The organism is Telluria sp. LT2P80, from assembly GCF_059685955.1.
The window spans coordinates 440,386-467,203 of record NZ_JCASIO010000004.1; the positions used below are offsets into that span (position 1 = coordinate 440,386).

The 26,818-nt window shown below is 60.4% G+C and carries 20 protein-coding genes and 1 pseudogene; 5 read left to right on the forward strand and 16 right to left on the reverse strand.

Features of this window, described 5'->3' with window-relative positions:
* Positions 1-4: 4 nt before the first annotated feature.
* The 8 genes from AC56LW_RS13710 to AC56LW_RS13745 form a co-directional block, all read right to left on the reverse strand.
* Positions 5-988, reverse strand: coding sequence for a glucokinase (locus tag AC56LW_RS13710; RefSeq protein ID WP_499456296.1), 984 nt, complete (start codon positions 986-988; stop codon positions 5-7).
* Positions 985-3,504 (reverse strand): glycoside hydrolase family 3 protein, encoded by a 2,520-nt coding sequence (locus tag AC56LW_RS13715; RefSeq protein ID WP_499635078.1) that lies wholly within the window; start codon positions 3,502-3,504, stop codon positions 985-987. The genes AC56LW_RS13710 and AC56LW_RS13715 overlap by 4 nt, the downstream gene beginning before the upstream one ends.
* 45 nt (positions 3,505-3,549) lie before the next feature.
* Entirely contained in the window at positions 3,550-4,914 is a 1,365-nt protein-coding gene (locus tag AC56LW_RS13720; protein WP_499635081.1) for a GH1 family beta-glucosidase, read from the reverse strand.
* A 132-nt stretch (positions 4,915-5,046) separates the two neighbouring features.
* A complete protein-coding gene (locus AC56LW_RS13725; RefSeq protein ID WP_499635084.1) occupies positions 5,047-6,111 on the reverse strand; it encodes a LacI family DNA-binding transcriptional regulator in 1,065 nt (354 codons plus the stop codon).
* A gap of 60 nt (positions 6,112-6,171) precedes the next feature.
* Entirely contained in the window at positions 6,172-7,233 is a 1,062-nt protein-coding gene (locus AC56LW_RS13730) for an ABC transporter ATP-binding protein (protein ID WP_499635086.1), read from the reverse strand.
* Positions 7,234-7,238: 5 nt separating this feature from the next.
* On the reverse strand, positions 7,239-8,069 hold the full coding sequence (locus AC56LW_RS13735; RefSeq protein WP_499635089.1) for a carbohydrate ABC transporter permease: 831 nt from the start codon (positions 8,067-8,069) through the stop codon (positions 7,239-7,241).
* Positions 8,066-8,959, reverse strand: coding sequence for a carbohydrate ABC transporter permease (locus tag AC56LW_RS13740; protein WP_499635091.1), 894 nt, complete (start codon positions 8,957-8,959; stop codon positions 8,066-8,068). The genes AC56LW_RS13735 and AC56LW_RS13740 overlap by 4 nt, the downstream gene beginning before the upstream one ends.
* Positions 8,960-8,963: 4 nt before the next feature.
* Positions 8,964-10,226, reverse strand: a complete 1,263-nt coding sequence (locus tag AC56LW_RS13745; protein WP_499635094.1) for an ABC transporter substrate-binding protein — start codon at positions 10,224-10,226, stop codon at positions 8,964-8,966.
* 359 nt (positions 10,227-10,585) lie between these two features.
* Here AC56LW_RS13745 and AC56LW_RS13750 point away from each other — a divergent pair, with 359 nt between their 5' ends.
* The 4 genes and pseudogenes from AC56LW_RS13750 (at position 10,586) to AC56LW_RS13765 (ending at position 15,129) form a co-directional block, all read left to right on the forward strand.
* Positions 10,586-11,617, forward strand: coding sequence for a response regulator (locus AC56LW_RS13750; protein WP_499635097.1), 1,032 nt, complete (start codon positions 10,586-10,588; stop codon positions 11,615-11,617).
* Between the two features lie 447 nt (positions 11,618-12,064).
* The gene (locus AC56LW_RS13755) at positions 12,065-13,726 is read left to right on the forward strand and encodes a methyl-accepting chemotaxis protein (RefSeq protein WP_499635099.1); all 1,662 of its coding nucleotides are present in this window, start codon (positions 12,065-12,067) and stop codon (positions 13,724-13,726) included.
* Between the two features lie 364 nt (positions 13,727-14,090).
* Positions 14,091-14,384, forward strand: a pseudogene (locus AC56LW_RS13760) (IS3 family transposase); the annotation flags it as partial.
* A gap of 301 nt (positions 14,385-14,685) precedes the next feature.
* Positions 14,686-15,129, forward strand: a complete 444-nt coding sequence (locus AC56LW_RS13765) for a hypothetical protein (RefSeq protein WP_499635102.1) — start codon at positions 14,686-14,688, stop codon at positions 15,127-15,129.
* Between the two features lie 263 nt (positions 15,130-15,392).
* Here the strand turns inward: AC56LW_RS13765 and AC56LW_RS13770 are convergent, their stop codons facing one another.
* The 6 genes from AC56LW_RS13770 to AC56LW_RS13795 form a co-directional block, all read right to left on the reverse strand.
* The gene (locus tag AC56LW_RS13770) at positions 15,393-15,671 is read right to left on the reverse strand and encodes a PAAR domain-containing protein (protein WP_499635105.1); all 279 of its coding nucleotides are present in this window, start codon (positions 15,669-15,671) and stop codon (positions 15,393-15,395) included.
* 26 nt (positions 15,672-15,697) lie between these two features.
* Positions 15,698-16,153, reverse strand: a complete 456-nt coding sequence (locus AC56LW_RS13775; protein ID WP_332531903.1) for a DUF6396 domain-containing protein — start codon at positions 16,151-16,153, stop codon at positions 15,698-15,700.
* A 117-nt stretch (positions 16,154-16,270) separates the two neighbouring features.
* Positions 16,271-16,549: a hypothetical protein gene (locus AC56LW_RS13780; protein WP_332531904.1), complete on the reverse strand. Its 279-nt coding sequence runs from the start codon at positions 16,547-16,549 to the stop codon at positions 16,271-16,273.
* Between the two features lie 222 nt (positions 16,550-16,771).
* A complete protein-coding gene (locus AC56LW_RS13785) occupies positions 16,772-17,701 on the reverse strand; it encodes an SEL1-like repeat protein (RefSeq protein ID WP_332531905.1) in 930 nt (309 codons plus the stop codon).
* 100 nt (positions 17,702-17,801) lie between these two features.
* Positions 17,802-19,751: a phospholipase D-like domain-containing protein gene (locus AC56LW_RS13790; protein ID WP_499635109.1), complete on the reverse strand. Its 1,950-nt coding sequence runs from the start codon at positions 19,749-19,751 to the stop codon at positions 17,802-17,804.
* Between the two features lie 49 nt (positions 19,752-19,800).
* Positions 19,801-22,593 (reverse strand): type VI secretion system Vgr family protein, encoded by a 2,793-nt coding sequence (locus tag AC56LW_RS13795; protein WP_332531907.1) that lies wholly within the window; start codon positions 22,591-22,593, stop codon positions 19,801-19,803.
* A gap of 472 nt (positions 22,594-23,065) precedes the next feature.
* Here AC56LW_RS13795 and AC56LW_RS13800 point away from each other — a divergent pair, with 472 nt between their 5' ends.
* Positions 23,066-24,403, forward strand: coding sequence for a tyrosine-type recombinase/integrase (locus AC56LW_RS13800; RefSeq protein WP_499635112.1), 1,338 nt, complete (start codon positions 23,066-23,068; stop codon positions 24,401-24,403).
* A 378-nt stretch (positions 24,404-24,781) separates the two neighbouring features.
* Here AC56LW_RS13800 and AC56LW_RS13805 read toward each other — a convergent pair whose 3' ends face one another.
* Together AC56LW_RS13805 and AC56LW_RS13810 are read right to left on the reverse strand one after the other, a co-directional pair.
* Positions 24,782-25,192: a hypothetical protein gene (locus tag AC56LW_RS13805; protein ID WP_499635115.1), complete on the reverse strand. Its 411-nt coding sequence runs from the start codon at positions 25,190-25,192 to the stop codon at positions 24,782-24,784.
* A 14-nt stretch (positions 25,193-25,206) separates the two neighbouring features.
* Complete coding sequence (locus AC56LW_RS13810) at positions 25,207-26,214, reverse strand: ParM/StbA family protein (protein ID WP_499635118.1); 1,008 nt, start codon at positions 26,212-26,214, stop codon at positions 25,207-25,209.
* Positions 26,215-26,818 lie beyond the last annotated feature (604 nt).

Below are 26,818 nucleotides of genomic sequence, written 5' to 3' on the forward strand. Positions count from 1 at the left end.
TCCGTTATTGGTGCAGACTAAAAATTTGATCCGACAGCATAGCCGAAACGCCGCGCAAGGCGGGATATTGTTCAGTAATCAAGTAGGTCGGTATGCGCGCCAGATAATCGCCCAGGCGGCCCTTGTCTTCGAAGCGCGCGCGAAACGCCGATTGCTCGAACAGCACGCCCAGGCGTGGCACGATGCCGCCGCCGATATACATGCCGCCGGTCGCCCCCAGCGTGAGCGCGACATTGCCGGCCACGCTGCCCAGGATCGCGCAGAACACCCGCACCGAACCCTGGCACTCGAGGCACGAACCATCGAGGGCCGCCGTGGTGATGTCGGCCGCCTTCATGCGCCGGCTGGTGCGGGCCCAGTGGATCAGCTCCAGTCCCATGCCCGACAGCAGGCGCTCGGCCGAGACGTGGCCGTACTCGCTCCACAGCGCCTCCAGGATCGCCACCTCGTCGCGGTTGACGGGCGCGAAGCTCACGTGGCCCCCTTCGCCCGACAGCGCAATCCAGCGCCCGCCGGCCGGGACGACGCCCGAGACACCGAGGCCCGTGCCGGGGCCGATCAGGCCGATGGTCCGGTTGGGCAGCTCGATGCCGCCACCGATGCGCTGGCGCCCGGCCGGCGGCAGGTGCGGCAGCGCCATCGCCAGCGCCGCGAAGTCGTTGACCATCAACAGCGTGGTCAAGCCGAGTTCCTGCCGCAGCGCCTCGATCGAAAACGCCCAATGGTGATTGGTCATCCGGATCTCGTCGCCCTCGACCGGATTGGCGATCGCCAGCGCCGCATGGCGCACGCTGTCGACCGCCATCCCGCGCGCGCGGGCGCCGTCGAGGTAGGCGCGGATCGCATCGCCCAGCGTCAGGTAACTGGCGCCGGTCAGTACCTCGACGTCATCGAAGCCGCCAGCCGGATCGGACTGCAGCGCGAAGCGCGCATTGGTGCCGCCAATGTCGGCCAGCAGCCGCAGGCCATGCGTCACCTCTGCCGTCATTTCAGGTCCTCGCAGCGCACGGTGTCGGCCTCTTTCGCGGCGCCACCGGCGATCTCGATGTTCGCGAAAGCCGCCGTGAACGGGCCGTCGCTGGTCACGCTGAACGGCGTGTCGACCTTGGCCAGATCAATCCCCTTGGCCTGGAAGCAGGCCAGCGGGATCGAGACCGTGTGCTTGCCGCCGTCGGCCAGGCGCTTGAACAGGCTCGTGGCATCCAGCGCCGTGTCGTTCGCACCCTGGCGCATCGCGAGCATCACCTTGCCGGTTGGCGCCTTGGCGACCATGGTGTCAAAGCGCAGCGCGCCATCCTTGGCTGCCGCTGCCGGCACGACCATGGCGCGCGCACCGCGTGCTTCGAACGTGGCTGGCCCGGTCCAGGCGCCCATCTTGGCATCCTGCTGCGTGTTGACCTGGGCGGTCGTCACGACGATGCCCGGCAGCGTGAAGCTCGCATTCAGGTCGGCGCCCAGCACCGTGGTTTGCCCGCCGCTGCGGATCGCCAGCGGGAAGCTGGTACGGTCGGCCTGGCTGAACACGGGGAAGGTATTGCCGGCGCTGCAGCCGCCTTGCGGGATCGTCTCATCGAGCTTGCCGAGCCTGGAGCGCGTGCCCGCCTTCAGGCCGTAGCCATAGGCGAACAGCGGTGCATACGCCTTGTCGCCGACATTGAGCTTGACCTGGCAGGCCGACTTCGGCCACGAGAACGGCAGCGTGCCGCGGAAGTCGTAGCGCTTGCCGCCTGCGATCAACAGGTCCGACACGCCCTTGCCCTCGGAGCCCGGCAGCCAGACCGAGATGAAGGTGTCCGACAGATTCAGCAGGTCATTGCCGTACACCGGCCGGCCCGTGACCATCACGGTAATCACGGGTTTGCCCTTGCCGGCCACCGCCTGCAGCACGGCCAGGTCTTCCGGATAGCGGCTGCTGTGGCGCAGCGTGCCGGATGGGTGGATGTCGCCATCGCCTTCCGCATACGGACGCTCGCCGATCACGGCAATGACTGCGTCGAACTGCGTCACGTCGACGTCTTTCGCGTCAACGCTGAAGTGGACATTGTCGCTGCCTGCCGCGTCGCGAATGCCCGTCAGGATCGTGTCGGCGTTCTTGAAATCGGCATTCGTGGTGGCGGTGCCCTGCCACGTGATCGACCAGCCGCCGCTCTGGTTCGACAGCTCGTCGGCGCTCTTGCCCACGACGAGGATTTTCTGGCCGCGCTTCAGGGGCAGGGCAGGGCCTTCGTTCTTGAGCAGCACGAGCGACTCGCGCACGGCCTGGCGCGCCAGCGCGCGTGCCTGCATCGCATCGTCCTTGCCGGCATATGCGTTCTGGGCCGGGCTCTTGTCGAACAGGCCGGCGCGCAGCTTGACGCGGATGATGCGCGTCACGGCGTCGTCGATGCGCGCCATCGGGATCTCGCCCGACTCGACCTGCTTGATCGTGTTGGCGATGAAGGCCTTCCAGTCGTCCGGCACCATGAACATGTCGTTGCCGGCGTTGACCGCCTGGGCGCAGCTGTCGTTGCGGCAGCCTTTCACTTCGCCGATGCCGTTCCAGTCGGTGACGACAAAGCCGTCGAAGCCCATCTTGTTCTTGAGGATGTCGGTGATCGCCACTTTGCTGCCATGCAGCTTGCCATGCTCAACGCCGGCCGCTGTGTCGGTCCAGCTGTTGAACGACGTCATGACCGTCTGGGCGCCTGCGCTCAGGGCCGGTGCATAGCCGGCGCCATGGATGTTGATCAGGTCAACGGCGCTGGCCTCGGTCACGCCACGGTCCTTGCCGTTCTTGGTGCCGCCGTCGCCGATGAAGTGCTTGGCGGTGGCGATCGTGTTGGCATCGTCCTTGAAGGCACCCTGCATGCCGCGTACGTATTCGCCCGCGTAGCTGCGCACGACTTCCGGGTGCTCGGCATAGCTTTCATAGGTGCGGCCCCAGCGATCGTCGCGCACGACGGCCAGCGTCGGGCCGAACACCCAGGCGATGCCGGTCGCGCGCACGGCCTTTGCCGTGGCCGCCCCAATCTCGCGCATCAGCTTCGGATTACGCGCCGCGCCCAGTCCGATATTGTGCGGGAACAGCGTGGCGCCCGGCACGTTGTTGTGGCCATGGACCGCGTCGGTGCCCCACACGACCGGCACCTTGATCGCCATGTCGGTCTTCATCGATGCGTCGTGGTACGCCTGCGCCAGCGCCAGCCATTCCTTCGCGCTGGCCGCCTTGTTCCCGTTCGGCCAGCTGCCGCCGCCATTGAGCACCGAGCCCAGATAGTATTTGGTCACGTCGGCTGGCGTGGCGGTCTTGATTTCGGGCTGCGTCATCTGGCCGATCTTCTGGGCCAGCGTCATCTTGCTGACGATCTCCTGGACGCGCTTCTCGAGCGCGGCATCCTTCTTGATCGCGCTGGTCACGCGCGGCCAGTCGGCCAGGTTGGTGTCGACCGGGGCGGCATGCGCGAAGGCAGGCAAGGCAAGGGCAATCGCAAGGGCGAGCAGGGAAGGGCGAAGCGTGGCTGTCATGGTTTGTCTCGTTCGTTGTCGTTGTATGGATTCATGCATAGGAATTCATGCCTGGCGCAGGAACGCGCCGTACCATTTGCCGCTGCTCTTGAGGCGGCGTTGCTGCGTAGCGTAATCGATGTGCACCAGGCCGAAACGCTTCAGATAGCCTTCGGCCCATTCGAAGTTGTCGAGCAGGCTCCAGGCGAAGTAACCCTTGACTGGCGCGCCGCCGTCGATCGCGGCCTTGAGCGAGGCCAGGTGGCGCATCAGGTAATGGCGGCGCTGCACATCGTCGATCTCGCCGTCGGCGCCCACCACGTCGTCAAAGGCCGAACCGTTTTCGGTCACGTACATCGGGCCCGGGTGGTAGTCGTTCTCGATGCGCAGCAGGAGTTCGGCCAGGCCCTCGGGCACCACGGGCCAGCCCATCGCGGTGATCTCGCCTTCGGTGGGCGGCAGCACCTTGGTGTCCAGGGGGGCGTGGCCGGCGGCATGCGCGACGGTTTCGGGGAAGTAGTAATTCACGCCCATGAAATCGGTCTTGACCGCGATGGCGTCCATGTCGCCCGGCGCGACGTCGGGCGCCGCGGCACCGATCTGCGCGAGCGTGGCTTCAGGATAGCCACGGCCGAACAGCGGATCGAGGAACCAGCGATAGCGCAGGCCGTCGTGGCGCTCCTTTGCCGCGATGTCCTCGGCGCTGTCGCTTGCCGCGCGCAGCGGGTGCAGGCTGACGGCCATGCCGACCTGCGCATCCGGCACGTTCGCGCGGATCAGCGGCACCGCCTTGCCGTGCGAGACGAGCACATTGTGCGCGACCTGCAGCGCGGCCTTCAGGTCGGTCTTGCCGGGCGCATGCCAGCCTTCGAAGTTGCCGATGATCGCCGTGCACCATGGCTCGTTGTGGGTGATCCAGTGCTTGACGCGGTCGCCGAGCGTGCGCGTCATGGCGTCGGTGTAGTCAAGGAAGGCATCGATCGTCGCCCGGTGTTCCCAGCCGCCCGCGTCCTGCAACGTTTGCGGCAAGTCCCAGTGGTACAGCGTGGCCCATGGTTGCAGGCCGCGTTCGAGCATGCCGTCGACCAGACGCGAATAGAAGTCCAGGCCCTTCTGGTTCGGCGCGCCGCCGCCTTCGCTATAGATGCGCGGCCAGGCGATCGAGAAGCGGTAGGCGTTCAGGCCCATGCCGCGCGCGATGTCGAAGTCTTCCGGCCAGCGGTGGTAATGGTCGCAGGCGACCAGGCCATTGGAGCCGTCACGGATCGTACCGGGCGTGGCGGCAAAGCGGTCCCAGATCGATTCCACGCGGCCGTCGTCGCGGCCGGCGCCTTCGATCTGGTAGGACGATGTGGCGCAGCCCCACAAAAAATCGCGGGCAAAATCGCTGCGCTGCGGCGCTTGTGGCTCGGGGCGGTTGGCAGTGGTCATGGGTTTCGCTCTATCTGGTCAATAAGGTCTGATTGAAAATTTTAGGGAAAACATCCAAGTCATTTGGAAAGCTTTCCAGTTCGTGTCCAAAAAAATGGCCGCGCGCGGCCGGTGCTGGCTGGGCCAGCGATGTCATGTTTTCTTGCCCTCGTGTTTGGTCTTGGCTTTGGCTTTCGGTTTGGCCTTGCTGCCGGCAGCCGTGGCCAGCGATGCGCGCATCGTCACGCTGACGGGGAACGTGCGCGCCACCGGGCGGCCCAGGTCATAGCAGCGATTGAGCAGGGCGTTGATGCCGGCCAGCGTCATCTCGCGCCACGGCATGTGCACCGACGTCAGGCGCGGCGCCGCGAATTCGGCGCTGGGCGTGTCGTCGTAGCCGATCACCGACAGGTCGCGCGGCACGCTGATGCCGGCTTCCTGGAAGTACGACAGCGCGCCCACTGCCATTTCGTCGTTGGCGCAGAACAGCGCCGTGCACGGCGTCTTCGATTCGACCAGCGCCTTGGCCGCCAGCCAGCCGCCCTGCGGCGAGAAGTCGCTTTCGGCGATCCAGACCTTGTCGGTATCGAGGCCTTCGGCCAGCAGTTCGTGCATGAAGCCATCGACACGTGCCACGTTGTCGACCAGCGCATTCGGGCCGGCGATGACGGCGATGTCGCGGTGGCCATGATCGAGCAGTGCGCGCGCCGCGAGGCGCCCGCCGAGCGCGTGGTCGACCGTGAAGCACTGGCCCGGCAGGTCGGCGAAATCGTGGTTGAGCGAGACGATCGTGCGGCGCTTGGCGCCCAGCGCGGCGATGTCGTCATCGGTCAGCGCGCTGGTCATCATGATCAGGCCATCGCAGCCGCGCTCGATGAGAAATTCGATGCCTTCGATGGCCTGGTTGCGCGCGTCGCCCAGGCCCACGCCAAAGGCCACCACCATGTGCAGGCCGGCGGCGCGCAGTTCGGTATCGATGATCTGCAGGATCGGCGTGTAGAAGGTGCCCGACAACACCGGGATATACACACCGACCATCCGGCTGGTGCCCGACAGCAGGGCGCGCGCCGCGTGCGATGGGCGAAACCCCAGCTCGTCGATCGCCTTGCGCACGCGCTCGAGCGTGGCGGGCGATACCGAGCCTTTGCCGCTGACCACGCGCGAGGCGGTGCCGAGACCGACGCCGGCCAGCCGCGCTACGTCCTTGATTGTCGCCACGTGCGATTCCTGTTCGATGAGTGGATCAAAATAGCCGCCAAGCATACTGTATTCATCTGACTATGGCATCCCTGATTGCAGCCGATTGCCGGTGGAGCCATCGAACAACGACACCCGCTGCGCATCGATCGCAACGCGCACCGACTGGCCGGCCGCCAGCGGCCGCGCATCGTGCACGATGGCGGACAGTACCTGGCCGGCGCAGTCGAGCCACACCACCTGGTGATTGCCCATCGGCTCGACCAGCGTGACGCTGGCCTGCAGCGCGCCATGCTCGTCGATCCGGAGATGTTCGGGACGCGCGGCCAGCGTCACGGCGCCTGCCGCAACGGGGCCCGCGAGCTGCAGCGTGACGCCTCCGGCGCTGAAGCGCCCGGCCGCATCGATGCTGCCGTCAATAAAATTCATCGATGGCGAACCGAGAAACCCCGCCACGAAGCGGTTTGCCGGCGTCTCGTACACCTCGGCCGGGGTACCGATCTGCTGGATGCGGCCACCCTGCATCACGACGATGCGCGTGGCCAGCGTCATCGCCTCGGCCTGGTCGTGCGTCACGTAGATCATCGTCGAACCCAGGCGCTGATGCAGTAGCTTGAGTTCGCGCCGCAGCTCGGCGCGCAGCTTGGCGTCCAGGTTCGACAGCGGCTCGTCGAACAGGTACACGCCCGCTTCGCGCACCAAGGCGCGCCCGATCGCGACGCGCTGGCGCTGGCCACCGGAGAGCTGCGCCGGCTTGCGATCGAGCAGGGCGCCCAGCTGCAGCATCTCGGCCGTGTGGCGCACGCGGCGCGTCACTTCGGCCTTCGGCGTGCCGGCGATGCGCAGGCCGAACGACATGTTCTTCTCGACCGTCATCGTCGGATACAGCGCGTACGACTGGAACACCATGCCGATTCCGCGCTCGCTCGGATCGGCGTGGCTCATGTCACGCCCGCCGATTTCGATGGCGCCGCCCGAGACATCGATCAGGCCCGCGATGCTGTGCAACAGCGTGGACTTGCCGCAGCCCGATGGGCCAAGCAGCACGAGAAATTCACCCGGCGCGATCTCCAGATCGAGGTCGCGGATGATCTCGTTATTGCCGCGGGTGATGCACAGTTTGCGCAGATGGACATTCGACATGAGGGTCAGCCTTTCACGGCGCCGGCGGCGATACCGCGCACGAACCAGCGTCCGGAGATGAAGTAGATCACCAGCGGCACGGCGGCCGTCAGGATGGTGGCGGCCATGTTCACGTTGTACATGCGGGTGCCGGTGGTGGTATTGATCACGTTATTGAGCTGCACTGTCATCGGCAGGTTCTCGCGGCCAGCGAACACCAGGCCCAGGATGTAATCGTTCCAGACGCCCGTGACCTGCATGATCGCGGCCACCACGATGATCGGCAGCGACATCGGCAGCATCACCTGCAGGAAGATGCGCCAGAAGCCGCCGCCATCGATGCGCGCGGCCTGGAACAACTCGTGCGGCACGGACGCATAGTAATTCCGGAACAGCAGCGTCATGAGCGGCATGCCGAAGATGACGTGCACGACGACGATCGCCGGCAGCGAGCCGAAGACGCCAGCATGCGCCATCATCCACACCAGCGGATAAATCATCACCTGCACCGGAATGAAGGCGCCGGCCAGCAGCACGCCGAACAGCAGGTTAGCGCCACGCGGGCGCCAGAACGACAGCGCGTAGCCATTGATCGCGCCGAGCAGGATCGGGATCACGGTGCTGGGGACGGCGATTGCCACCGAGTTCCAGAAACCCTGGCTGACCGCGCCCCAGGCTGCGCGCCACGGATCGAGCGTGGCCACGCCGGGCAGGGCGAACACATTGCCCATCCTGATCTCGTCCATTGGCTTGAAGGACGTGATGACCATGACGTACAGGGGCAGCAAAAAGAACAGCGCGACGCTCAGCAAAAAAGCGTAGATGCCGATGCGGGCCGGCGAGAGTCGCGCTGTCATGCGTGCCCTCCGCTCAGGCGCGCGCGGCGGCTGCGCGCATACGCATATGGCGCGAGCAGGGCCAGCACCGGCACCAGCAGCGTCACGGCGCCGGCCGACGCCAGGCCGATGTTCGAGCGCAGGAACAGATGGTCCATGATGAACTTGGCCGGCACTTCGCTGGCGATGCCGGGGCCGCCCTGCGTCATTGCGACGACGGCGTCGAACAGCTTGACGACGGCGGTCGAGAGCAGCAGGAACACGGTCGCCACGGTGGGGCCGAGCATCGGCAGCACGATCTGCAGGTACACGCGCCAGGCCGGAATGCCATCCAGCCGCGCAGCCTTGTAAATCTCGGGATCGATGCCGCGCAGGCCGGCCAGCATCAGCGCCATGACCAGGCCCGAAGCCTGCCACACGGTGGCGATGACGACGGTGTAGATCACCAGGTCCTGGTGCACGATCCAGTCGAACGAAAAACCGGGGAAGCCCAGCTGGCGCACGGCCCCTTCGATGCCGCTGCCGGGCGCCAGCAGCCATTGCCACACGAGGCCCGTGGCGATGAACGACATCGCATACGGGTACAGGAACACGGTGCGCAGCAGGCCTTCGCCCTTGACGTTCTGGTCGATGAACACGGCCAGCAGAAAACCGATGACCATGCAGGCGACGATGAACACCGCGCCGTAGACGGCCAGGTTATGGAGTGACAGTAGCCAGCGCTCGTTGTCGAACAGGCGCACGTACTGCGCCACGCCGATGAACTTATCGGACGGGAAGGTGCGCGAGGCGGTGAACGACGTGCGCAGGGTCCACAGCGCGCCGCCGACGTACGCCAGCAGCACCGTCAGCGCCATTGGCAGCAGGGCGATATGGGGACTGAGGTGCCGGGAGAGTCGGGGTGCGTGCATGGCGTCAGTATTTGAGGGCGCGGGCAATGCTGCGCTGGACCTTCTCGACGCGCGTGTCCATATTCCAGTACGCGGTCAGGATGTCCTGCATTGCCCCGTTCTGGTCGGGCGTCAGATAGACCTCGGTCACGCCGACTTGGCGCGAGCGGTCCTTGATGATGGCAACGCCCTTTTGCGCGCACAGGTCGAGCTCATTGGACTGGGCATCCAGGCGCACGGGGATCGAGCCTTTCAGCTTGCTGAAAGCGATCTGCAATGCGGGCTGTGAGACGACTTGCGCCAGCAGTTGCTGGGCCTTGATGGCGTCCGGCTTGTCTGTGCGCGGGAAAACGAAGACGTCGCCCTGCATCAGGTACGGCGTGTCGGGCTTGAGGCCGGCGATGCAGCCATAGTGCTTTCCGGGCAGCTGGCCGGCATTGGTAAATTCGCCCTTGGCCCAGTCGCCCATTACCTGGAAGCCCGCACGGCCACTGATGACCAGCGCGGTCGCGTCGTTCCAGTTGCGCCCCGGTGCGCCCGGATCGACGTACGACTTCATGCGCTTGAAGGCCAGCAGCACGTCGCGAAACGCGGGCGAGAGGATCGTGGCCTGGTCACGGTCACGGATCACTTTCAGGTACAGATCGCGTCCGCCGATATTGGCGAGTAATGCCGAGAACAGCACGGTTTCCTGCCACGACTGGCCGCCGTGGGCCAGCGGGATCAGACCTGCGGCCTTGAGCTTGTCGAGCGCGGTGAAGAGTTCCGGCATGCTCGCCGGTTCGCGCGTGATGCCGGCCTTCTTGAAAGCGGCTTTCGAGTACCAGATCCACGTCTGCATGTGGATATTGAGCGGTACCGCGTAGTAGTGGCCATCGTGCTTGATGACGTCGATCAGCGGCTCGGGCAGGATGCGGTCCCAGTCCTGCGCCTTGGCGACGGCGTCGACGTTGTTGAGCATATTTTGCTCGATGACGTCGGTGAACTGCCTGGAGGTGTTGAACTGCGCAGCGGTCGGCGGGTTGCCACCGATGATGCGGTTGATGGTGACGGCGCGCGACTGGTCGCCGCCCGCGATGGCGCTGTCGACCCACACGCCGCCGGCATTGCGAAACGCCTGGGCGACCTGCTTGACGGCGTTCGATTCGCCGCCGGAGGTCCACCAGTGGATGACTTCTGCTTTCGGTGCGGCCGCACTGGCTGGCGCGCTACCGAGCACGATACTCAGCGCACCTGCAGCGGCGCACAACCATGCGCAGGCTGCTGCCAGGTTGCGGGATTTGACCATCTTGTCTCCGTTCAGTGCCATGTTTTTTTGGCACGTTGGAAACGTTACCATTGGCTTTGCCCGACTATAGCATCGGGTCAATTGACGGTCAAACTAAACTTGCCGATTCAGGCAGCGATCGAAGCGGAAAAAACGCACATGGTTTTCTTCCTCGTGTAGAGTAATAGTTAATCTTTCAAGCGGCGAAAAAGGTGGTTGCCGCACCTGGCGGTTGCATGACGCTTCGGAGGCATGTTGAGAAATTCGAAAATATTTCCACGTGTACGATACCTCGGGACCTATGTTGATCGGGCAGGCCTGTTTGCCTGCCACGTCCGCCCAACATCAATCGCGCTGACCATTGCGCATGGTAGCCGCCCATGAGTCGCCCGGTCATTTTACTTGTCGATGATGAGCCCGCGAACCTGGCCATGATGCGCAAGGTGCTCAGCGATGACTACACGCTGGTGTTTGCCCGCAACGGCGCCGAAACAATGGCGGCGCTCCACAAGCATCGCCCGGCCATGGTGTTGCTGGACATCGGCCTGCCAGACATCAACGGCTACGACCTCTGCCTGAAAATCAAGCAGAGCGATACCACCGGGACCATCCAGGTCATCTTCGTGACGGCGTACGCCGACCCCGTGAATGAAGCCGCCGGATTCTTTGCTGGCGGGGTCGACTACATCACGAAACCCGTGTCGCCGCCGATCGTGCGTGCGCGCGTCGCCAGCCATTTATCCCAGGTGCGGGCCGAACTGCTGGCCAGGAGTTACCGCGAAGCGATCTCGATGCTGGGCCAGGCGGGGCATTTCAACGATACCGATACCGGTGCGCATATCTGGCGCATGGCTGCCTACGCAAAGGCGCTCGCCAAAGGAGCAGGGTGGAGCGCCGAAGACAGCGAGCAGCTCGAACTGGCGGCGCCGATGCATGACACCGGAAAAATAGGCATTCCCCAGGCCATCCTGCGCAAACCCGGTCCACTGGACGCCGTCGAGTGGGCCATCATGAAAACCCATCCGCAGATCGGCTACGACATTCTGAGCAAAAGCGCCGCGCAGGTGTTCCAGCTCGCCGCTGAGGTAGCGTTGTATCACCACGAAAAGTGGGATGGCAGCGGCTATCCGGCCGGCCTGGCCGGCGAGGCCATCCCCCAATCAGCGCGCCTGGTGGCGCTCGCCGATGTGTTCGATGCCCTGAGCATCAAGCGCCCATACAAGGAAGCCTGGCCTGTCGACAAAATCGTGGCCTATGTGGATGGCCGCTCAGGGACGGATTTCGATCCGGCGCTGGTGGCGGTGTTTCACAGGACGCTTCCGGAGTTGCTTGACATACAGCAGACGTGGGATGCGCGCGATGGTGAACTGGATGGTGCGTCGGGGCTGATCCAGAAAAAAAGCATACGTTGAAGGCGGGCTTTTTTGAACATGGTGACGAGACACATGGCGTGGTCGCTACTGAAAGCCACACGAGGATAACGTCCAACACTGAACCGCATTTGTCGGACTTTTGCTACAGCGCGCCAGGCTGATGATGTCGACGTGAAACTTTCCCGTTAGAAATTGAGATAAGCTTGGGGCATCGTCACCGCTGACATTCACGCGCTGGGACATTGATGCCAAAAGTGCCTTTTCGTATCTGCTGCAATCGCAGCGTCTATCCAAATCTGCCCTCTGTTGGAAATTCATTGGGAACGCCGAGCATTTGTTTCGTGCCGGCTTTCTGATGTTTCTTTTAATTTGACAAGTTCCTAAAAACGCTCTGGTTTCACGAACATAAATCGGCCTGTCGGTCGGTGTCATTCCTGTATGAGAATAAACGCCCGATAGCGTGGTACTTTTTAATTCGGGGTCATCATGTACTTTTTTAAGCAGCGCCTTAGTCGACAACTGACAATCGCTTTTGCGACGCTCGTCTCAATCATTGTGGCGATATCTGCGCTGGCAGTATTCAGCTTGAGTGAAGCCCAATCCAACTTTGACGGGTTTGTTGGTGATGAGTTCAATCGCGGCAGCGTTGCGCGTGATGTCAGGTCGGCAGTAAGCGCAAGGGCAATCGCAGCGCGCAACCTTATTTTATTGAATGCGCCTGCCGACATCGCTGCAGAAAAGGCTGCAGTGATGGCCGCCCATGAGCGCGTCAAAGACCGCATGGCGTTGCTCAAAAAATTGCTTGATCTGGATAAGAAAGCGACGCCAAGAGAGCATCAACTCTATGACGAATTGGTCAGTATTGAGCAGCGTTATGGCCCTATTGCGCTTGCAATTGTCGACATGGCACTGAACGGCAAGAAACCTGAAGCCATTGAAAAAATGAATGCCGAGTGCCAGCCACTGTTGAAGAAGCTGATCGCCACGGTGGGCGAATATGCGAAATTGATTGCCAGCTCAGCAGAAGCTGAAATCCAGAAATCAGCTGAAAAATTCCGCGCCAAGCGTTTGTTGTTGATCTGCGTGTCGCTGGTTGCCGTTGTCACGGCGATTGCCCTTTCACGCTTGATAAAGCGCAGCTTGCACCGCTCTTTGGGCGCCGATCCGCACGATTTGAGAAAAGCCGCGAATCAAGTCCGGTCGGGAGACCTGGGTACGTTACCGGAAGCAGCGACCGCACCGGCAAACAGCGTCATGGCATCACTTGGAGAGATGCAGCAATCACTGGCAACCATCGTACATAGTGTTCGGCGCTCCTCCGATACGATCGAGTCTGGTTCAACGGAGATTGCTGACAGAAATAAAGATTTATCGGCACGTACTCTGGAGCAGGCAAGGCAGTTGCAGGAAAGTGCAAATGCGATGGAGAAAATCACCGGGACCATACGCGTCAATGCGGACACAGCCGCCCGTGCCAGTGATTTGGCGCTGAGCGCGCGCGCCTCTGCTGAAAACGGCGGTGCGATGGTCGACGAGGTTGTCATCACGATGCAAAAGATCACGGCAAGCTCCAGGAAGATCGAAGACATCATTTCAGTGATTGATGGGATCGCTTTCCAGACCAATATCCTTGCACTGAACGCAGCAGTCGAGGCGGCCCGTGCGGGTGAGCAGGGCAGAGGGTTTGCCGTCGTAGCGAGTGAGGTCCGCGCACTGGCGCAGCGTAGTGCGCAGGCGGCCAAGGAAATCAAAGTGCTGATTGTCGACAGCGTCGGCATGATCGGCTCGGGCGCGGACATGGTGTCAAACGCTGGTCAAGCAATGACTGCGATCGTCAGCGAAGTAAAGAGCGTCGCCGAGCTGATCAGCGAAATCAGCACGGCCACCCGTGAGCAGACCATGAGCATCAGCAGCGTTGGCGAGACAGTCATGGCGCTGGATAGCGGTACCCAGCAAAATGCATCACTGGTCGAGCAGATGGCCGATGCCGCAGATGCGCTGAATCAGCAGGCACATAGTCTGGTGTCGGCAGTGTCAGTATTTAAAGTTGCAGGTGGAAGCGATATGACGAGTGAGGCAGGCAAGCGGAGGCCCAATGGAAATTCCCCCACAAAACGAGCGCGATTAGAAGTAGAGTTTTCTTCTTGAGATACAGAACGCTTTACATGAATACATCCTGCTTTACCGACAGCCAGATCATCGCCATCCTCTAGCAGGCCGACGCCGGCAACCCGATGCCGGCGCCCTGCCACGAAAGCGGTACCAGCAATGCCACGTTCTACAAGTAGTGTTTCAAGCTTGGCGGTATGGATGCCTCGCTGATGGCCTGCACGAAGGAACTGGAAGAGAGAAGTCGGCGCCTTACGAAGATGACGTCGAGGAGCGCCTGAAGGCCGAAATCGTTGCTGAGGAGCTCACAAAAAATGGTAGTTCCATCCCAACGGCGGGAGATGGCACAGCGGCCGTGGCGGAACGGTCAACCATGGTCAAGCTGGCGTGCCAGGCATTTGGCATTAGCCAGACCTGCTGCCGATACGAAGCGAAACTGGATGCGGAATACAACGTTATTGCCGATTGTCTGCCGCGGCTGATGAACAACCAGCGCGCCGGGATTTGGTTTGTGCTTCCTGTACCTGCGCAACGTGAACCGCTTCCAATGGAATCACAAGCGCGGCTACAGAATTTGCCGCGAACTTGAGCTGTACCTGCGGATCAAACCGCGTCATCTTCTGTGCGTGAGAAACCGCTACCGCTGGCAGTGCCGATTGCGATCAGCCAAGTGGTTGTGGACCTAAATCACGACCAACCCAACATGTCATCCCGCGGCATTCCACCAAAACAGCAACTTGTCCTTTCCGCTTGATCCCTACTTTTAGCTCGCTTGAAAAAAGGTGGATTGCCGGGCGACCTTCTCCTTCTTCATTGACGTTTCGGCAGCTTTTGGGTTGACCACGACCTCCACTTCTGTCAGGGGAATCGCGATGAGTTGCACAGACGCAAATTGCACCCTGAACGATGCTTCGACAATGCGATATTGACGTCGACGTTACTGCTGTTCCAAGCTCGCGCCCAGGCGCCAACCTCAGCAAACAAATACGGGCATCACCATGGCGATTGTATTTTCCAGTCAGCTGGTCGTTCCTGCATCCATCGTAGCGCTACTGAGCGCCGTCTACCTGGTTCGCCACACGGAGCGCATGGTCCGCGCCCGCTATCAGGCGACGCTTGGATCAACTGCTTTCGGCATGGTGGCGACTGCATGCCTGATTCTGCCAACGCTCTGGTATGCAGTATTCTACGAACGCTGCAACGGCCCAGGACGCGAAATGATCCATATGCTTTGTGTGGGAGGTCTCAGCGTCTCAGCGGTCATTTTTGCACTCGTCAACTTTTCAACAATGCGCCGTACCGACGCTGTTCTCTGCACAGTTGCACAGGTACTTCTGGCTGTGGCCGTTCTTGGGGTGGGATCGGTACCGCCTTTGCTGTGGGATGTGTATCAGGACGCTCGCCACTGGCGGTGGGATCCGTGCCCTTCAAGACGGCCATGATGTGCGCGCCAATCGACGGATCGTCCGTAAAGAATAAAGCCGTCTGTTAAATGGGACGCGCTGCAAGGCGTACGTGAGCAGAACTACCTCGGCCCGCCGCTTGATTCGCTGCGTGTCTGGCATATGAAGGTCGAGGCGTGGATACTCGAACAGGCTGGGATCGTCTTGGCACCGGCTCCGGCACCGGCTCCGGCACCGTCACCGGGGCTGGCAGCTTTACCTGTCGTCGCTTCCTAAAAGCCCTGAATGCACAAGCTGCTTAGCTAGACGACGGTTGCTGGCAGACTGCCAATCAGCTTGCATCCACATTCGGTCGTATACCCCTCTACGGCGACCGGGACTCCGCTAACGGTGAACGACTTGTCGGCTGTAGCAATTTTGTTTATCCCGTGCGGTTTTCCCTCAGGGTAGAACAGCGGGCAATTGACCTGATCCCCAAGCCGGGCAATCGCACGCCCGTGGATGTCATAATTTGGTGAGCCGCTGATGACGGTGCCGCCATGATCGGTTTTGTCGCCAACCGTGATTATTTTTAGCGGCATACTTTTCTTTCCGAGAGTTGGTTAGATTAGTAGCTCGGCGGGCCTTCTGGATCCGGCTCGATTACATCCTGAATACCCTTCCATGTAGGTAGTTCCGCAGGAGGCAGTGGTAACACTTGGTCGAGGCGAATTAGTTTTAGGTCGGGGTTAAGATCCAACGCATCCGAGATCTGGTCGTAGCGGCTTTTGCGTTCCGTATCAGGCATTATTCCAATCTCTCTGAGCGCAACTTGGTCTTGCTTGTCGCGCAAACTCCATTCTTCGGTGTCGAAAATAAACATCAATGCTGCTGCAGATTCTTTGCTACCGAATCGTGTCCCCGCTTGGTAATACTCCAATGCCGCGGCGAAATTCTTGAATAGTCTGGCAGTCACTCCAAGATCGTAGGCTGCAGGGCCATGGCCCTGTTTATAGGCGCACATGACCATCGCTTCCTCGGCATCGCAGCGTTCGGCCTTCAGATAAGCTCCTGCCAAGGCCATCTGCGCTTCCGGACTGCCGAGCTGCGCTGCCTTCAGGTAATAAGCCCATGCGATCTGTTCATCTTGCGCAGCGCCGCCGTAGCCGTGCTCATGTGCAACGCCGAGATCATAGTAGCCTCATGCCTGACCGGTTGCAGCGGCCGAGCGTAGGATTTCTACCAATTTATCCGCGTCCGGGTCGAGCACGTTGTTCGTGTCGAGGGGGCCAAGGCCGGTCCGGTAGAAGTAGGCCATCAATGCGCGCGCGCCCCAGTCGCCCTGGTTCGCGGCGGCCTGTACGTCGTGCAGGATGCTAAGGGCTTCCTGCCGTGGCAATTGCCACTCGATCTTGCTGCGCCATAGCTTGCGGGCATCGATGTAGAGCCGGTAGGCGGCCGGGTCACGGGTTCGCGGCATCGTGTCCTTCCACCGGCCGCAAGTCGGAATCGGACCGTTGACGTCGAACGCCTGCAAGCCAGCGGGGATCGCGTGCATTTTCACGTACTCAACGTGCTGGGCATACGCGTAGATCCCAATTATAGCTGCGAGCGATGTGCCAACAAGAGTGAACCAGTGGCGAAGAGAGAGCATGGTTGGATAGGGGTTCCGAATGCGGTGAACGTGCGGCAGCGAATGGCGTCAGTAACTCGGCGGGCCATCCGGCTCGGGCTCGATCGCATCCTGAATACCGTTCCACGCTGGCAGCTCCGCTGGGGGCAGCGGCAACACCTGGTCCAACCGGGCCAGTTTCAGATCGGGGTTAATGTCCAGGGCTTGATCGATTTGTTTGTAGCGACGCTTGCGCTCAGGATCGGGGAGGATCCCGAGTTCTCGAAGCGCAGCCTGATCCTGTTTTTCACGCGAACTCCATTTTTCGGTGTCGAACATAAACATCAATGCTGCTGCGGAAGGCTCGCTTCCGAACTTCGTGCCCGCTTGGTAATACTCCAACGCCGCGCCGAAATTTTTGCGGAGCTTCGCATAGCTCCCAAGTTTGTAGGCTGCAGGACCGTGCTCTTGTTTATACGCGCACGTTACTATCGCTTCCTCAGCGTCGTCACGTTCCACTTTCAGATAAGCGCTCGCCAAGGCCATCTGCGCTTCAGGACTGCCGAGCTCCGCCGCCTTTAGGTAATAGGCCCATGCAATTTGTTCATCCTGGGCGGCGCCCCCGTAGCCGTGCTCGTAAGCGACACCGAGATCGTAGTAGCCCCAGGCTTGACCAGCCGCCACGGCCGCGCGGACGATCTCGACCGATTTATTCCCGTCCGGATCGAGCACATGGTTACTGTCGAGCGGACCGAGTCCGGATCGGTAGAAGTAGGCCATCAATGCGCGTGCCCCCCAGTCGCCCTGGGCCGCAGCATCCTGCACATCGTGCAGGATGCTTAGCGCTTCCTGAAGCGTGAGCTGCCACTCGATTTTGCTGCGCCATAGCTTGCGGGCACTAATATAAAGCCGGAATGCGGCCGGATCGCGGCTTCGCGGCATCGTGTTCTTCCACCGGCCGCAGGTCGGTATTGGACCGTTCACATCGAATGCCTGCAAGCCGGTGGGAATCGTGTGCATCTTCACGTACTCCAAATGTCGTTGTAAAAAATAGGCACCAATCGCAATTACAATCGATGCGCAAGCTACCAAGAGCCAGCGGGGAAACGGGCTTAGCATGTCAGATCACCGGCGGGCCGGGCTGCCTGTCGACATTAAACGTGGCGATTTGGCCTGTTAGGGGCCAGCGCTTTGCCATCGCATCAGTGTTATCCCGCATCAGCTCCAGCCATTGCTTGAATGTTTCTTCCATATCGCCAAACTGCGCCGGTCCCACGTTATTAGTACACTGATCGAACAGCCTCTTGCGCAAGTCAAACGCCACATCCTTGGCCTCGCTGAGCAGATTCAGCTCGCTGTCCAAAGCCATGCTGCGCACGTTCAGATTGGCCGATCCCACCGTGAAGGCCGCGTCGTCAACGATCGCCACCTTGGCGTGGATGTAGGTTTCTTCGTAATCCTTGGTCGATTTCGGGTGCTTGGCGCCGCTCCACATCGATGCCATGAGCGCCTTGATTCCGCATTGTTCTAGCGTCGCAGGCGTGACAGGCATCCTGGTTCTATTGCGCTTTGCCTTCGCCATTCTTTCCTCGTGCTCCACCTTCATTGTCTCGCTCTGCCCGAATTGCACGGCAACGTCATAGGTCGCCAGGTCCATGCCATCGGTCTCCGGGGTTGAAGTCAGGATGAACACGTAGATGAGTTTGGTGTAACCGGCTCTGCGCAGCTTAAAAACGCACGTCATCATGTAGTTCGCCCATTCCTCGTACTGGACATACTGGTTCTGGATGAAAATGTAATGATGGGTCAGCCGGGTCAGGTTGGCGTAGCATTCCTTGATTGATTTCTCCTGCTTTGCCGGGTACGTTCGCAACAGCTGCGCGCTGTGATGGCAGTTCTTCAGGGCAAAGTCGGGGGCCTTCAGGTGCGACCTGCTCCGCACGGAAGGATGGGCTGTCCCTGACGGTTTTGCTACTGCATTGGCTGCGGCAAGTGCCGCCTTTACCACCAGGCCCGGCGACGTCATCCAGATCGCATTCATCAGGGTCGATGTGGCTTCTTCGGATTCGGCCCAGCCAGTGCAGAAATTGTGATTCATGTCGTACAGGATCGGTCCGCGCACGCGCAGCGAAACGTCCTGATACGGTTTGGCAGTAACTGCATATTTTTTGAAAAATTCGCCGAGGCGCTCCGCCTTTCGCGTTAACGGTTGTTCAGTCTGGCCAGACATCATTTGCATTTGTCTGTCGTACCGGTCCCATGCTTCATCGATTACAGCCGACAGCTTGGTGTCCCGACCGGCCGGATTCTTGCTATACAGTGTTTCACGGCGCATATCCTGAAAGCGATGATCGACCGTGTCCCAGAAGTCAGTCGTCGAGTTATGCCCCATCACGTAGCCGATGGCGCGCGCCGGCGTCTCGTAGTCGATCAGAATCATCTTTTGATGATGCGTGGGGTAGATGGATCCTGCTGTGCCATCAATGAGGCTGATCTTGTACTTCTCGCCAGCAAGCGAGGGGTCTCGAAAATTGAGCGCGACTTCACGGGTCTGCAGCACGATGGTCGGTATCTTTTGCGCGATGATCTCGTCGAACCATGCGCGGTTGTACTGGTCGTGCGTTTCGTTGAAATAGCCGGCGTAAGCACCGATCGTGGGAACGCGGGTTCCATACAAGCCCGGATTGTTTTTTTGTATGGCATAGGACGCGGCATTGTCATGCCAGAGCAGCAGGCGCACCGTGACGGGATTTTCCTTACGGGTCGCGATTTGCTTGAGCAGATCGCCATAGCGCGTACCGTCTTCGGCCCTTTCACCACGGATGAGCACCATGCCCGGGTCAAATCCCCAGGTGATGATGTCCACGCTGTGTTGTGCCTGAAGCAGGTCATCGTGGATGCGCTTGAACACCTCCTCGCCGCAGATGAGCGGCTCGAGATGGCAGTGATGGCGCGCCAGGTAAATCTGCTTGCTTGTCCTGATCCACCAGGGCAAGGACAGGCATTGGTAGGGGCCTAGTGTCCGGTTGTAGCAGAGCTTTTGTGTATAAAGGCCTTCATTTTCTTCCATGCCCATTTTCTTCCCTTTCCATGTAGAGGCCGCTGCCGGCGCCCGCAGCTCACGCCTGCTGGCTGGACCAGGGATTGGCGTCGATCCGGTCCTTGTCCAGGGAGTGCTCGTCGTCGGTCAGGGCGCCGCCCGGATTCTCATAGCCGTGGTATCCCACACCCGCGTTTTGCTCGTGCTGCTCGGTGTAGGTGCTGGCAGCGATTTCGAAAGACTGGCCGGTCGGGAGCTCGACCTTGTACTCTGCGCTGGCATCGAGCTCGTGCGCGAACTGGATGTTTCCCTTGTCGTCGATCTGCCCCTGTTCGACCATTGCCCCATCCTTGAACAGTTTGAACGGCATGCCAGCACTGCTTCTCCCGGCAGTCTCCGCATGGCTGCCGACATGCAGCGCGCCGCGGCCTTTGCCCAGTACATCGGCCACGGGCGGCATGGACACCGCCATCTCCATGTTCTTGGCGTTTACAAAGCTGTGGTGCGCGGCGTGTGCGACGAAATTGCCATTCGTGCCGTGTTCGATACCACCGGCGGCGAATTTCACGTAGCTGCCGCCGCCATTGATGACGACTTCTTCCTTGGCGCTGATCGTGATCCGGTTGGCCGTGTGCGTGATTTCCAGCTTGGCCAGCAGTTTGATGTTGTCCGATAGTGCCTGCAGGTCGATGTCGCCAGCGGCGGCCACCATCTTCATGCCGGCCTTCTGGACGAACAGCCGGAACGACTGGCGGATGCTGGCAAAGAAATGCGTGCCGACAGCCAGCGACAGGCTTTTCCCGGTCGTAAGGGCCGTGTGGCGGGCGCTGGCGATGTGGGTATCACCGGTAGTCGTGGTTGCGATACCGGCCGCACTCGCCAGCACCAGGTGCGGCTTGGCCAGCTCAGGAAAACTGTCCGCTTTTGCGTCCGGACCTTTCACCGCGTCCTTCTGCGTTTGCAGGAGTGAGGCAATACCGTCCTGGTTATCCGAAGGCTCCTGCGCACCGTTTTTTTGCGCGATCTCACCCAGCAGTTGATGCTGCTCAACTGCGAGCGCGATGCGCCGCGCCGTTTCGTCCATGTCCTTCATCGGGCCGCGTGCAGCTTGCCGCGCTTCTGTGGTGATCAGAAGTCCCTTGGCTGCGCGCGCCACGCCATGGCCATCGGTGCGTAGTTCCCAGCCTTCGCCGCGCGCGTCCTTGCGGCCGCTATTGTCCTCGATGCGCCCGATGTGCCCGAGCGACAGTTGGCTGCACTGGTGGTCGCTTTTTAGCTGCGCCTGGATCATCTCCTTGGTGTCGTCAAGAACGAGGTGGTTGCCGCGTGTGCCGCCGCCCAGTTCCCGGCTGCGCATGCCAGCCAGCGAATGTTGCTTCGGCAGCGACCACGGTGGCATGTGCCTGCCGTTGTAGAGCGCCCCCAGGATGAGCGGATGATCGATATTCCCGTTCGCGTAAACAACCGCCACTTCCTCACCAACACGCGGCAAACGGATCTGCCCGAACTCGTCGCCGGCGGCCGGCGTCATTACCCGGATCCACGGCGAGCTGTTCTCGTCGTACTTGTCCAGCCGGTTCCAGTGAAACTGCAGCTTGACCCGCCCGTAGTCGTCCGTATGGATGTCAGCGCCGGCCGGGCCAACCACGATCGCCGTATGCAGCCCCATATAGGTACCGGGCTCGCTGTTGTAGTTGCGGCCCGGGCGCCAGCGGATATCCTTGCGAATGCAGGTCAGCCGGTTTTCGTAATGCGACGGTGCGCCTGGCCCGGCCTGGTAGTTGTTCGCCACCTCATGGTCGACAGAAAGGATGAGGTAGAAGCGGTCGTCGATGCTGCGGCGCGGTTCCGGATCGTATTCGGGTGATCGTGGTTCGGCACTGAAGTGTCCGCCGAGCTTGAAGGTACGCCCCGGCAGCACGCTCCGTTCATTGCCTTTTGCCTCGAAGTACTGCGTGTCCTTGTCCGCCTCCTCCATGCGCCGCGTTGCCAGCTGCTCGCCATCGTCGCGTATGCGAAAGCCGTAAGAACCTGTGTCTTCGTAGACTTCGTAGGGAAAGATATCGCCTTGCCGGTTGGCTGAAATGCCTTTGGCGCGCTGCGCGCTGGGGCTCTTGTAATCGAACGTTGCCAGCGTTGTCTGGCCCGAGCCGAGGCGTCGCACCGCCGTCCACTCGTGAATGCCGTCGTCCTCGAGCGATCCACTCTTTTTGTGGAACGGGATCACGTACGCTTCCTCATCGATCCGCTCGGACAGAAAGCTGTTGTCAGAGATCATGAGCCGGTGGCGGCCAAATTCGTGCTCGTACCAGTAATGCAAACCGAGCGCTTCCCAGCGCCGGTGCAGGTGGTTGTAATCGGTCTCGTTGTGCTGGTTGGCGACGGTCAGCTTTGACTCGTCGATTGGGTACATATGCCAATCGGCCTGGCGATAGTGCTTCAGCGTTTCTTCGGTGATCTCCCGAACGCTTTTACCGTGAAACGACACGTTATCCTTGCGCAGTCGCGCGAATGCAAGCCACGGTTCGAGCACCATCTGGTAGAAGGCGAATCCGCCATCGGTGCGCAGGAAGCGGAACTCGGTGATATGGCCGTTGAAGTAGCGTAGCGATCCGTCTTCGCGCACCAGGGAGATCACCACCATCCGTCCCATCAGCATTTTCAGGGGGATGCGCGCTTCGTCCGACAATACCTCGACGATGAAGCGGAACCCCCGCGAGACTTCTTCCCGGGCGACGAGCTTGTTCGGCAGCAGGATGGCGGGCGGCCCATCCTCGAACGGAAAATCCAGCCGCATCAGGCGCTTGTGTTGCGAGTTTCCGCTGAACGCCGACAGTGCGGCACCGGCCGCAATTACCTGGCTTAAGCCCATTGACTGCCTCCGGTAGCCGCTCGGCATCGCCGTAGCGCAAGTGGAAATTGTCCAGCGGCTACGTTACCTCGGTGTCGCCAAAGCGAAATTGATAGCAATCAATACGCTTCCCAGAGCCATTTTCTGATTTGGCCAGTCACCAGGCTCGAACAGGCTAATTCAGCTAGTTGGGGGGCAGCTGTTACACGCGCCCAGAAAGCAAAAAGCCCAATCCTGAGGATTGGGCTTTTTGCTTGACTAACTGGTGCCGGCTGCCGGTTTCGAACTGGCCACCTGATGATTACAAATCATCAGATATTGGTATTCATGAGTGTTGAGCGGTGTTGATTTGTTCGGTGCATCTCCTTATTAATCAACAAGTTACTATGTATTTGGCGTTGAGTGCATGTGGATAAGCGTTGATGAGTATGCTACCATTTGGGTTACATGGCGGTTACATGGTGATTACACAGAGCATCCTCGTGGAGTAGTGGTGAGAAAAGTAAAATTTGCGGCAGGCAGGGTAGAAGAGTTCACCTGCGAGAGCGGGAAGAGTCAGTCATTCCTTTGGGATACGGCTTCACCAGGTCTCGGGTTGCGGGTGACGGCGAAAGGAGCCAAGTCCTATATTTTTCAGGGAAAGCTGGATGGCGCCACTATCCGGTTAACGATCGGTGACCCGCGCACATGGGATATCGGCAAGGCCCAGGCAGAAGCACGTCGTCTAAAAGTACTGATTGATAATGGGCAGGACCCGCGAAAGGTGAAGGAAGATGCGCTCGCTGCAGAGAGATCGGCTCGCGCGATGCAGGAAGCTGCGGTTGTAGCCGAACAGGAAAAACGGATGCGTGAGTCCGTCACTTTAGGCCACGTTTGGCCTGAGTACATTGCCGATCGCATCACGACGCGAGAAGCGGGCTGGTCGGATCACCATATTGCCGCTCATCGCAAGATTATCCAGGAAGGTGGACAGCCCCGGAAACGCAGTCCAGCGCTGACAAAGGCTGGTCCGCTCTGGTCTTTGTCCAAGCTGCGGCTCGTCGACCTGACGAATGAGCGGGTAGAGGCCTGGGCAAGGGAAGAGGCAAAGATCCGCCCCTCGAGCGCACGACTGGCCTGGAGGCTGCTCAAGGCGTTCATGAACTGGTGTGCTTCGCATAAAACGTATTCAATCCTGGTCCCCACCAATCCGACAAAGAGCGCGAGAACCCGTGAAAGCCTGGGTAAAGAGAAGCGGCGCCACGACGTACTTCAGCGCGAGATGCTGCAGTCGTGGTTCAACGCGGTGCGTAAGATCGGAAATCCGGTGATTGCAGCCTACCTTCAGGTTTTGCTGGTCACTGGTGCCCGACGCGAAGAACTCGCTGCACTGAAATGGGCAGATGTGAACTTCCAGTGGGGTAGCATCAAGCTGTCGGACAAGGTCGAGGACTTCCGAATGGTTCCGTTGACTCCTTTCGTTGCTGAGCTTCTAACCAATCTGCCGCGTAGGAACGCATATGTGTTCTCCAGTCCGACGTCAGCTTCGGGACATATCGCAGAGCCACGAATTGCTCATAACGAGGCGGTTGCAGTGGCCGGTTTGCCGAAGCTTACGCTGCACGGCTTGCGGCGATCCTTCGCCACCTTGAGCGAGTGGGTCGAAACGCCGAATGGTATCTCCGCGCAAATTCAGGGACATGCGCCCCAAGGCGTTCGTGAGCAGAACTACATCCGTCGGCCGCTTGATTTGCTACGAGTCTGGCATATGAAGATCGAGGCGTGGATACTCGATCAGGCTGGGATTGCCGTAGCGCCGACACAACCAATATTGCGCGTCGTGGCTTCCTGAAGACATGCGTTGGAAACCAGTCGAGCGCAAGCCGACCGAGGTAAGTTTTATCTGTGCGTTCCACTTACGGGTTCGAACTGTACTGGGCCGGCGTGACAAGGTCGTGGGGAAAATTGCCTCGCTTGGATACAACGGCGCGAGAGGTTGATCAGCCTCCTCAAAGACGAAAAGCCCGGCCGCAAATACGACCGGGCCGGGAGGACAACGCCACAGCATTAAGCCGTCCGAAAAGCAAAGAAACGACCTCAACTGAACAGCATTAAGTGCTCGCCGGGCTATTTTCGCAGTCGGTACGGCCACGCTGTGTTAGCGTAAGAGCCCTCAGTTTCTGCCAGTCCGTGCCTTCGTAGCACCGATTGACCGGTCCAGGCCGTCTGTCTAGGCCTGAAGCCAACGTTTGATCGATGACGGTACACCAGCCGTCTCTGTCGGAGCCGGATCACTTCGCGCAGCCGTGGTAGCCGGGATGTCGCAAATATTGTGAGTGATTGCAAGGTCGACTGTGGGATCGGACTTGATCCGGAGGGGAGCAAGCTCCACGGTTCCCTTGCGCCCATTTCGAGATCTCAGCCACGTCGAAATGGCATCAATCTGCTGCTCGACGTTGCCAGCCGAATGGCCTGTCTCCACGATGTACCGTTCCAGAGCCAAGCGCACGAGCTTCCCACGTTCGCGCACCGGTGTCATCGCCAGCAGCGTATGGACGTCCGGCGCCTCTTGGAAAGTCAGACTGATGCGAACCGTAATCTCGGTGCCGATTTTCGGCGGCTTTTCCGTTTGTAACGACATCGGAGATCCCCGCGTTAAGACTGGAGCAGTGACAATAAGCCCAAGCGGCAGAAACCCTCCGCTACCATCATCCGGGGGTCGTCGTTGGTGACAGCGTTGGGATACCGCCGTCTGAATTCACTGAAAAGCATTTCGGCACCTCCACCGCCGACGATGATGCCGTCCAATACCGCAGCCTTCTGCCCAAACACCCGGTTGGCTTCATCCATGACCAAGGCTTCGAAGCCGGCTTTCGCTTGGTTAAGCAGGGGCAGGACATCGACCGGCTCACCAAAGTGTTTGATGCATCCGGTGCGCACTGCGGTTTCGACCACGTCCAGTGATGTCGGCAACTTGGCCCGCGCCAGCGCGCTGGACATGCCGTCGTAGACCAAGTGCATTCCTGCGCACGATACGGCCGCGTATTCCATCATGGCGCCGCGGTCGCACAGGGCAAAGTCGGTCGTGTAATGCCCAATCTCGATAACGCCCCAGGCCTCATTGTCGAGATCCCGCTGGGGGTGGAGGGCGCCGCTATTCTGGATCGAAAGCCACTGCAGCGGCGCATCCGCTTGGCTCTGCGCCATCACTCTGAGTGTCTGGCCTGGCAGGAGCCGCGGCGTGAGCAAAGCTACAATACGGTTCCGGAGCGCGTCGCGCTGTGGCCCAACGAATTTCGCGGGCAAGCCCATCACTAGATGCACCCGCGCCGAAGGATTGTCGAACGCCTGCATGACCTTGCGCCATGCGCCCAGTACCAGCGCGTCGTGCTGAGGGCTCTCGATCCAGTCGGCGTTTTGCCCTGTGTAGACTTCTGAGCGGCCTTGACGCAGTGCGGTGTCACCGATGAAGTATCGACGCCCGTCCAATTCGACTGTCTCCAGTTCGGCTTTCTGCCGGGTCTGTTCGTTCGTCAGTGCGATCGCGGGCATCACGACGGTGGGAATCTGAAACGAGAGACGCTCATTGGGCGATGCCAGCGAGGCCGCCCGGACTTTAAACATTGAGTGGCCGCCGTCGATCGCGATCGAGAGGTTTTCCATTTATGGTGCTCCAGGTGTGAGGGAAAGATTCAACGGTAACGTGCAAGTCGGCGTGTGCAAGTCAGGTCTGGTTTTGCGGCATCGAGCCGGAATCTGAACCCGAATCCCGTCCGTGTCGAAATTCGAGGTTCAGAATTGCGCAGCTACGCCTCGTCGTAGCTGCGCGTTAGGTCCGCATGAGAGTTTTTTGACCACCGGTGGTGGCGCGATGGACTGCGGGATGATGGACTCGGCGTTGAGTTCCATGTTTCCCGCTGGGTAGAGGAGGAAAAGTCACCTCAGCATGCATCCTGCAGGAACTTAGCAATGCCTCGAGACGATGCCTACGTAGCTTGGCCGCTTGTCGCTGGAAGATCGGCGTCTCCTGCTATCAGCCAAAGCTGAATGTCGGACTAAAATTAAAGTTGGCGTAAGGAAAGTAATTCGGTACAATAGCCTTGTCACCCTGTGGCATTGATTTTCCAATTGGCACTCGTTTGCCCAAACCGTCCTAAAATCGTCTTGCATGTCCTCGACGTATTTCGCTTTGCGAGAAGCTCGTAGCTTTGATGCTGTTCGAGCAGGCTTAGACCTATTTCTGTAGAAATTGCGTCGATGCACCTCA

What these genes read in the sequence shown, in the direction of transcription:
- AC56LW_RS13710 (WP_499456296.1), bottom strand. Translation starts at nt 988, where the DNA reads ATGACGGCAGAGGTGACGCATGGCCTGCGGCTGCTGGCCGACATTGGC.
- AC56LW_RS13715 (WP_499635078.1), bottom strand. Translation starts at nt 3,504, where the DNA reads ATGACAGCCACGCTTCGCCCTTCCCTGCTCGCCCTTGCGATTGCCCTT.
- AC56LW_RS13720 (WP_499635081.1), bottom strand. Translation starts at nt 4,914, where the DNA reads ATGACCACTGCCAACCGCCCCGAGCCACAAGCGCCGCAGCGCAGCGAT.
- AC56LW_RS13730 (WP_499635086.1), bottom strand. Translation starts at nt 7,233, where the DNA reads ATGTCGAATGTCCATCTGCGCAAACTGTGCATCACCCGCGGCAATAAC.
- AC56LW_RS13735 (WP_499635089.1), bottom strand. Translation starts at nt 8,069, where the DNA reads ATGACAGCGCGACTCTCGCCGGCCCGCATCGGCATCTACGCTTTTTTG.
- AC56LW_RS13740 (WP_499635091.1), bottom strand. Translation starts at nt 8,959, where the DNA reads ATGCACGCACCCCGACTCTCCCGGCACCTCAGTCCCCATATCGCCCTG.
- AC56LW_RS13745 (WP_499635094.1), bottom strand. Translation starts at nt 10,226, where the DNA reads ATGGTCAAATCCCGCAACCTGGCAGCAGCCTGCGCATGGTTGTGCGCC.
- AC56LW_RS13750 (WP_499635097.1), top strand. Translation starts at nt 10,586, where the DNA reads ATGAGTCGCCCGGTCATTTTACTTGTCGATGATGAGCCCGCGAACCTG.
- AC56LW_RS13755 (WP_499635099.1), top strand. Translation starts at nt 12,065, where the DNA reads ATGTACTTTTTTAAGCAGCGCCTTAGTCGACAACTGACAATCGCTTTT.
- AC56LW_RS13765 (WP_499635102.1), top strand. Translation starts at nt 14,686, where the DNA reads ATGGCGATTGTATTTTCCAGTCAGCTGGTCGTTCCTGCATCCATCGTA.
- AC56LW_RS13770 (WP_499635105.1), bottom strand. Translation starts at nt 15,671, where the DNA reads ATGCCGCTAAAAATAATCACGGTTGGCGACAAAACCGATCATGGCGGC.
- AC56LW_RS13775 (WP_332531903.1), bottom strand. Translation starts at nt 16,153, where the DNA reads ATGGCCTTGGCAGGAGCTTATCTGAAGGCCGAACGCTGCGATGCCGAG.
- AC56LW_RS13780 (WP_332531904.1), bottom strand. Translation starts at nt 16,549, where the DNA reads ATGCCGCGAACCCGTGACCCGGCCGCCTACCGGCTCTACATCGATGCC.
- AC56LW_RS13785 (WP_332531905.1), bottom strand. Translation starts at nt 17,701, where the DNA reads ATGCACACGATTCCCACCGGCTTGCAGGCATTCGATGTGAACGGTCCA.
- AC56LW_RS13790 (WP_499635109.1), bottom strand. Translation starts at nt 19,751, where the DNA reads ATGGAAGAAAATGAAGGCCTTTATACACAAAAGCTCTGCTACAACCGG.
- AC56LW_RS13795 (WP_332531907.1), bottom strand. Translation starts at nt 22,593, where the DNA reads ATGGGCTTAAGCCAGGTAATTGCGGCCGGTGCCGCACTGTCGGCGTTC.
- AC56LW_RS13805 (WP_499635115.1), bottom strand. Translation starts at nt 25,192, where the DNA reads ATGTCGTTACAAACGGAAAAGCCGCCGAAAATCGGCACCGAGATTACG.
- AC56LW_RS13810 (WP_499635118.1), bottom strand. Translation starts at nt 26,214, where the DNA reads ATGGAAAACCTCTCGATCGCGATCGACGGCGGCCACTCAATGTTTAAA.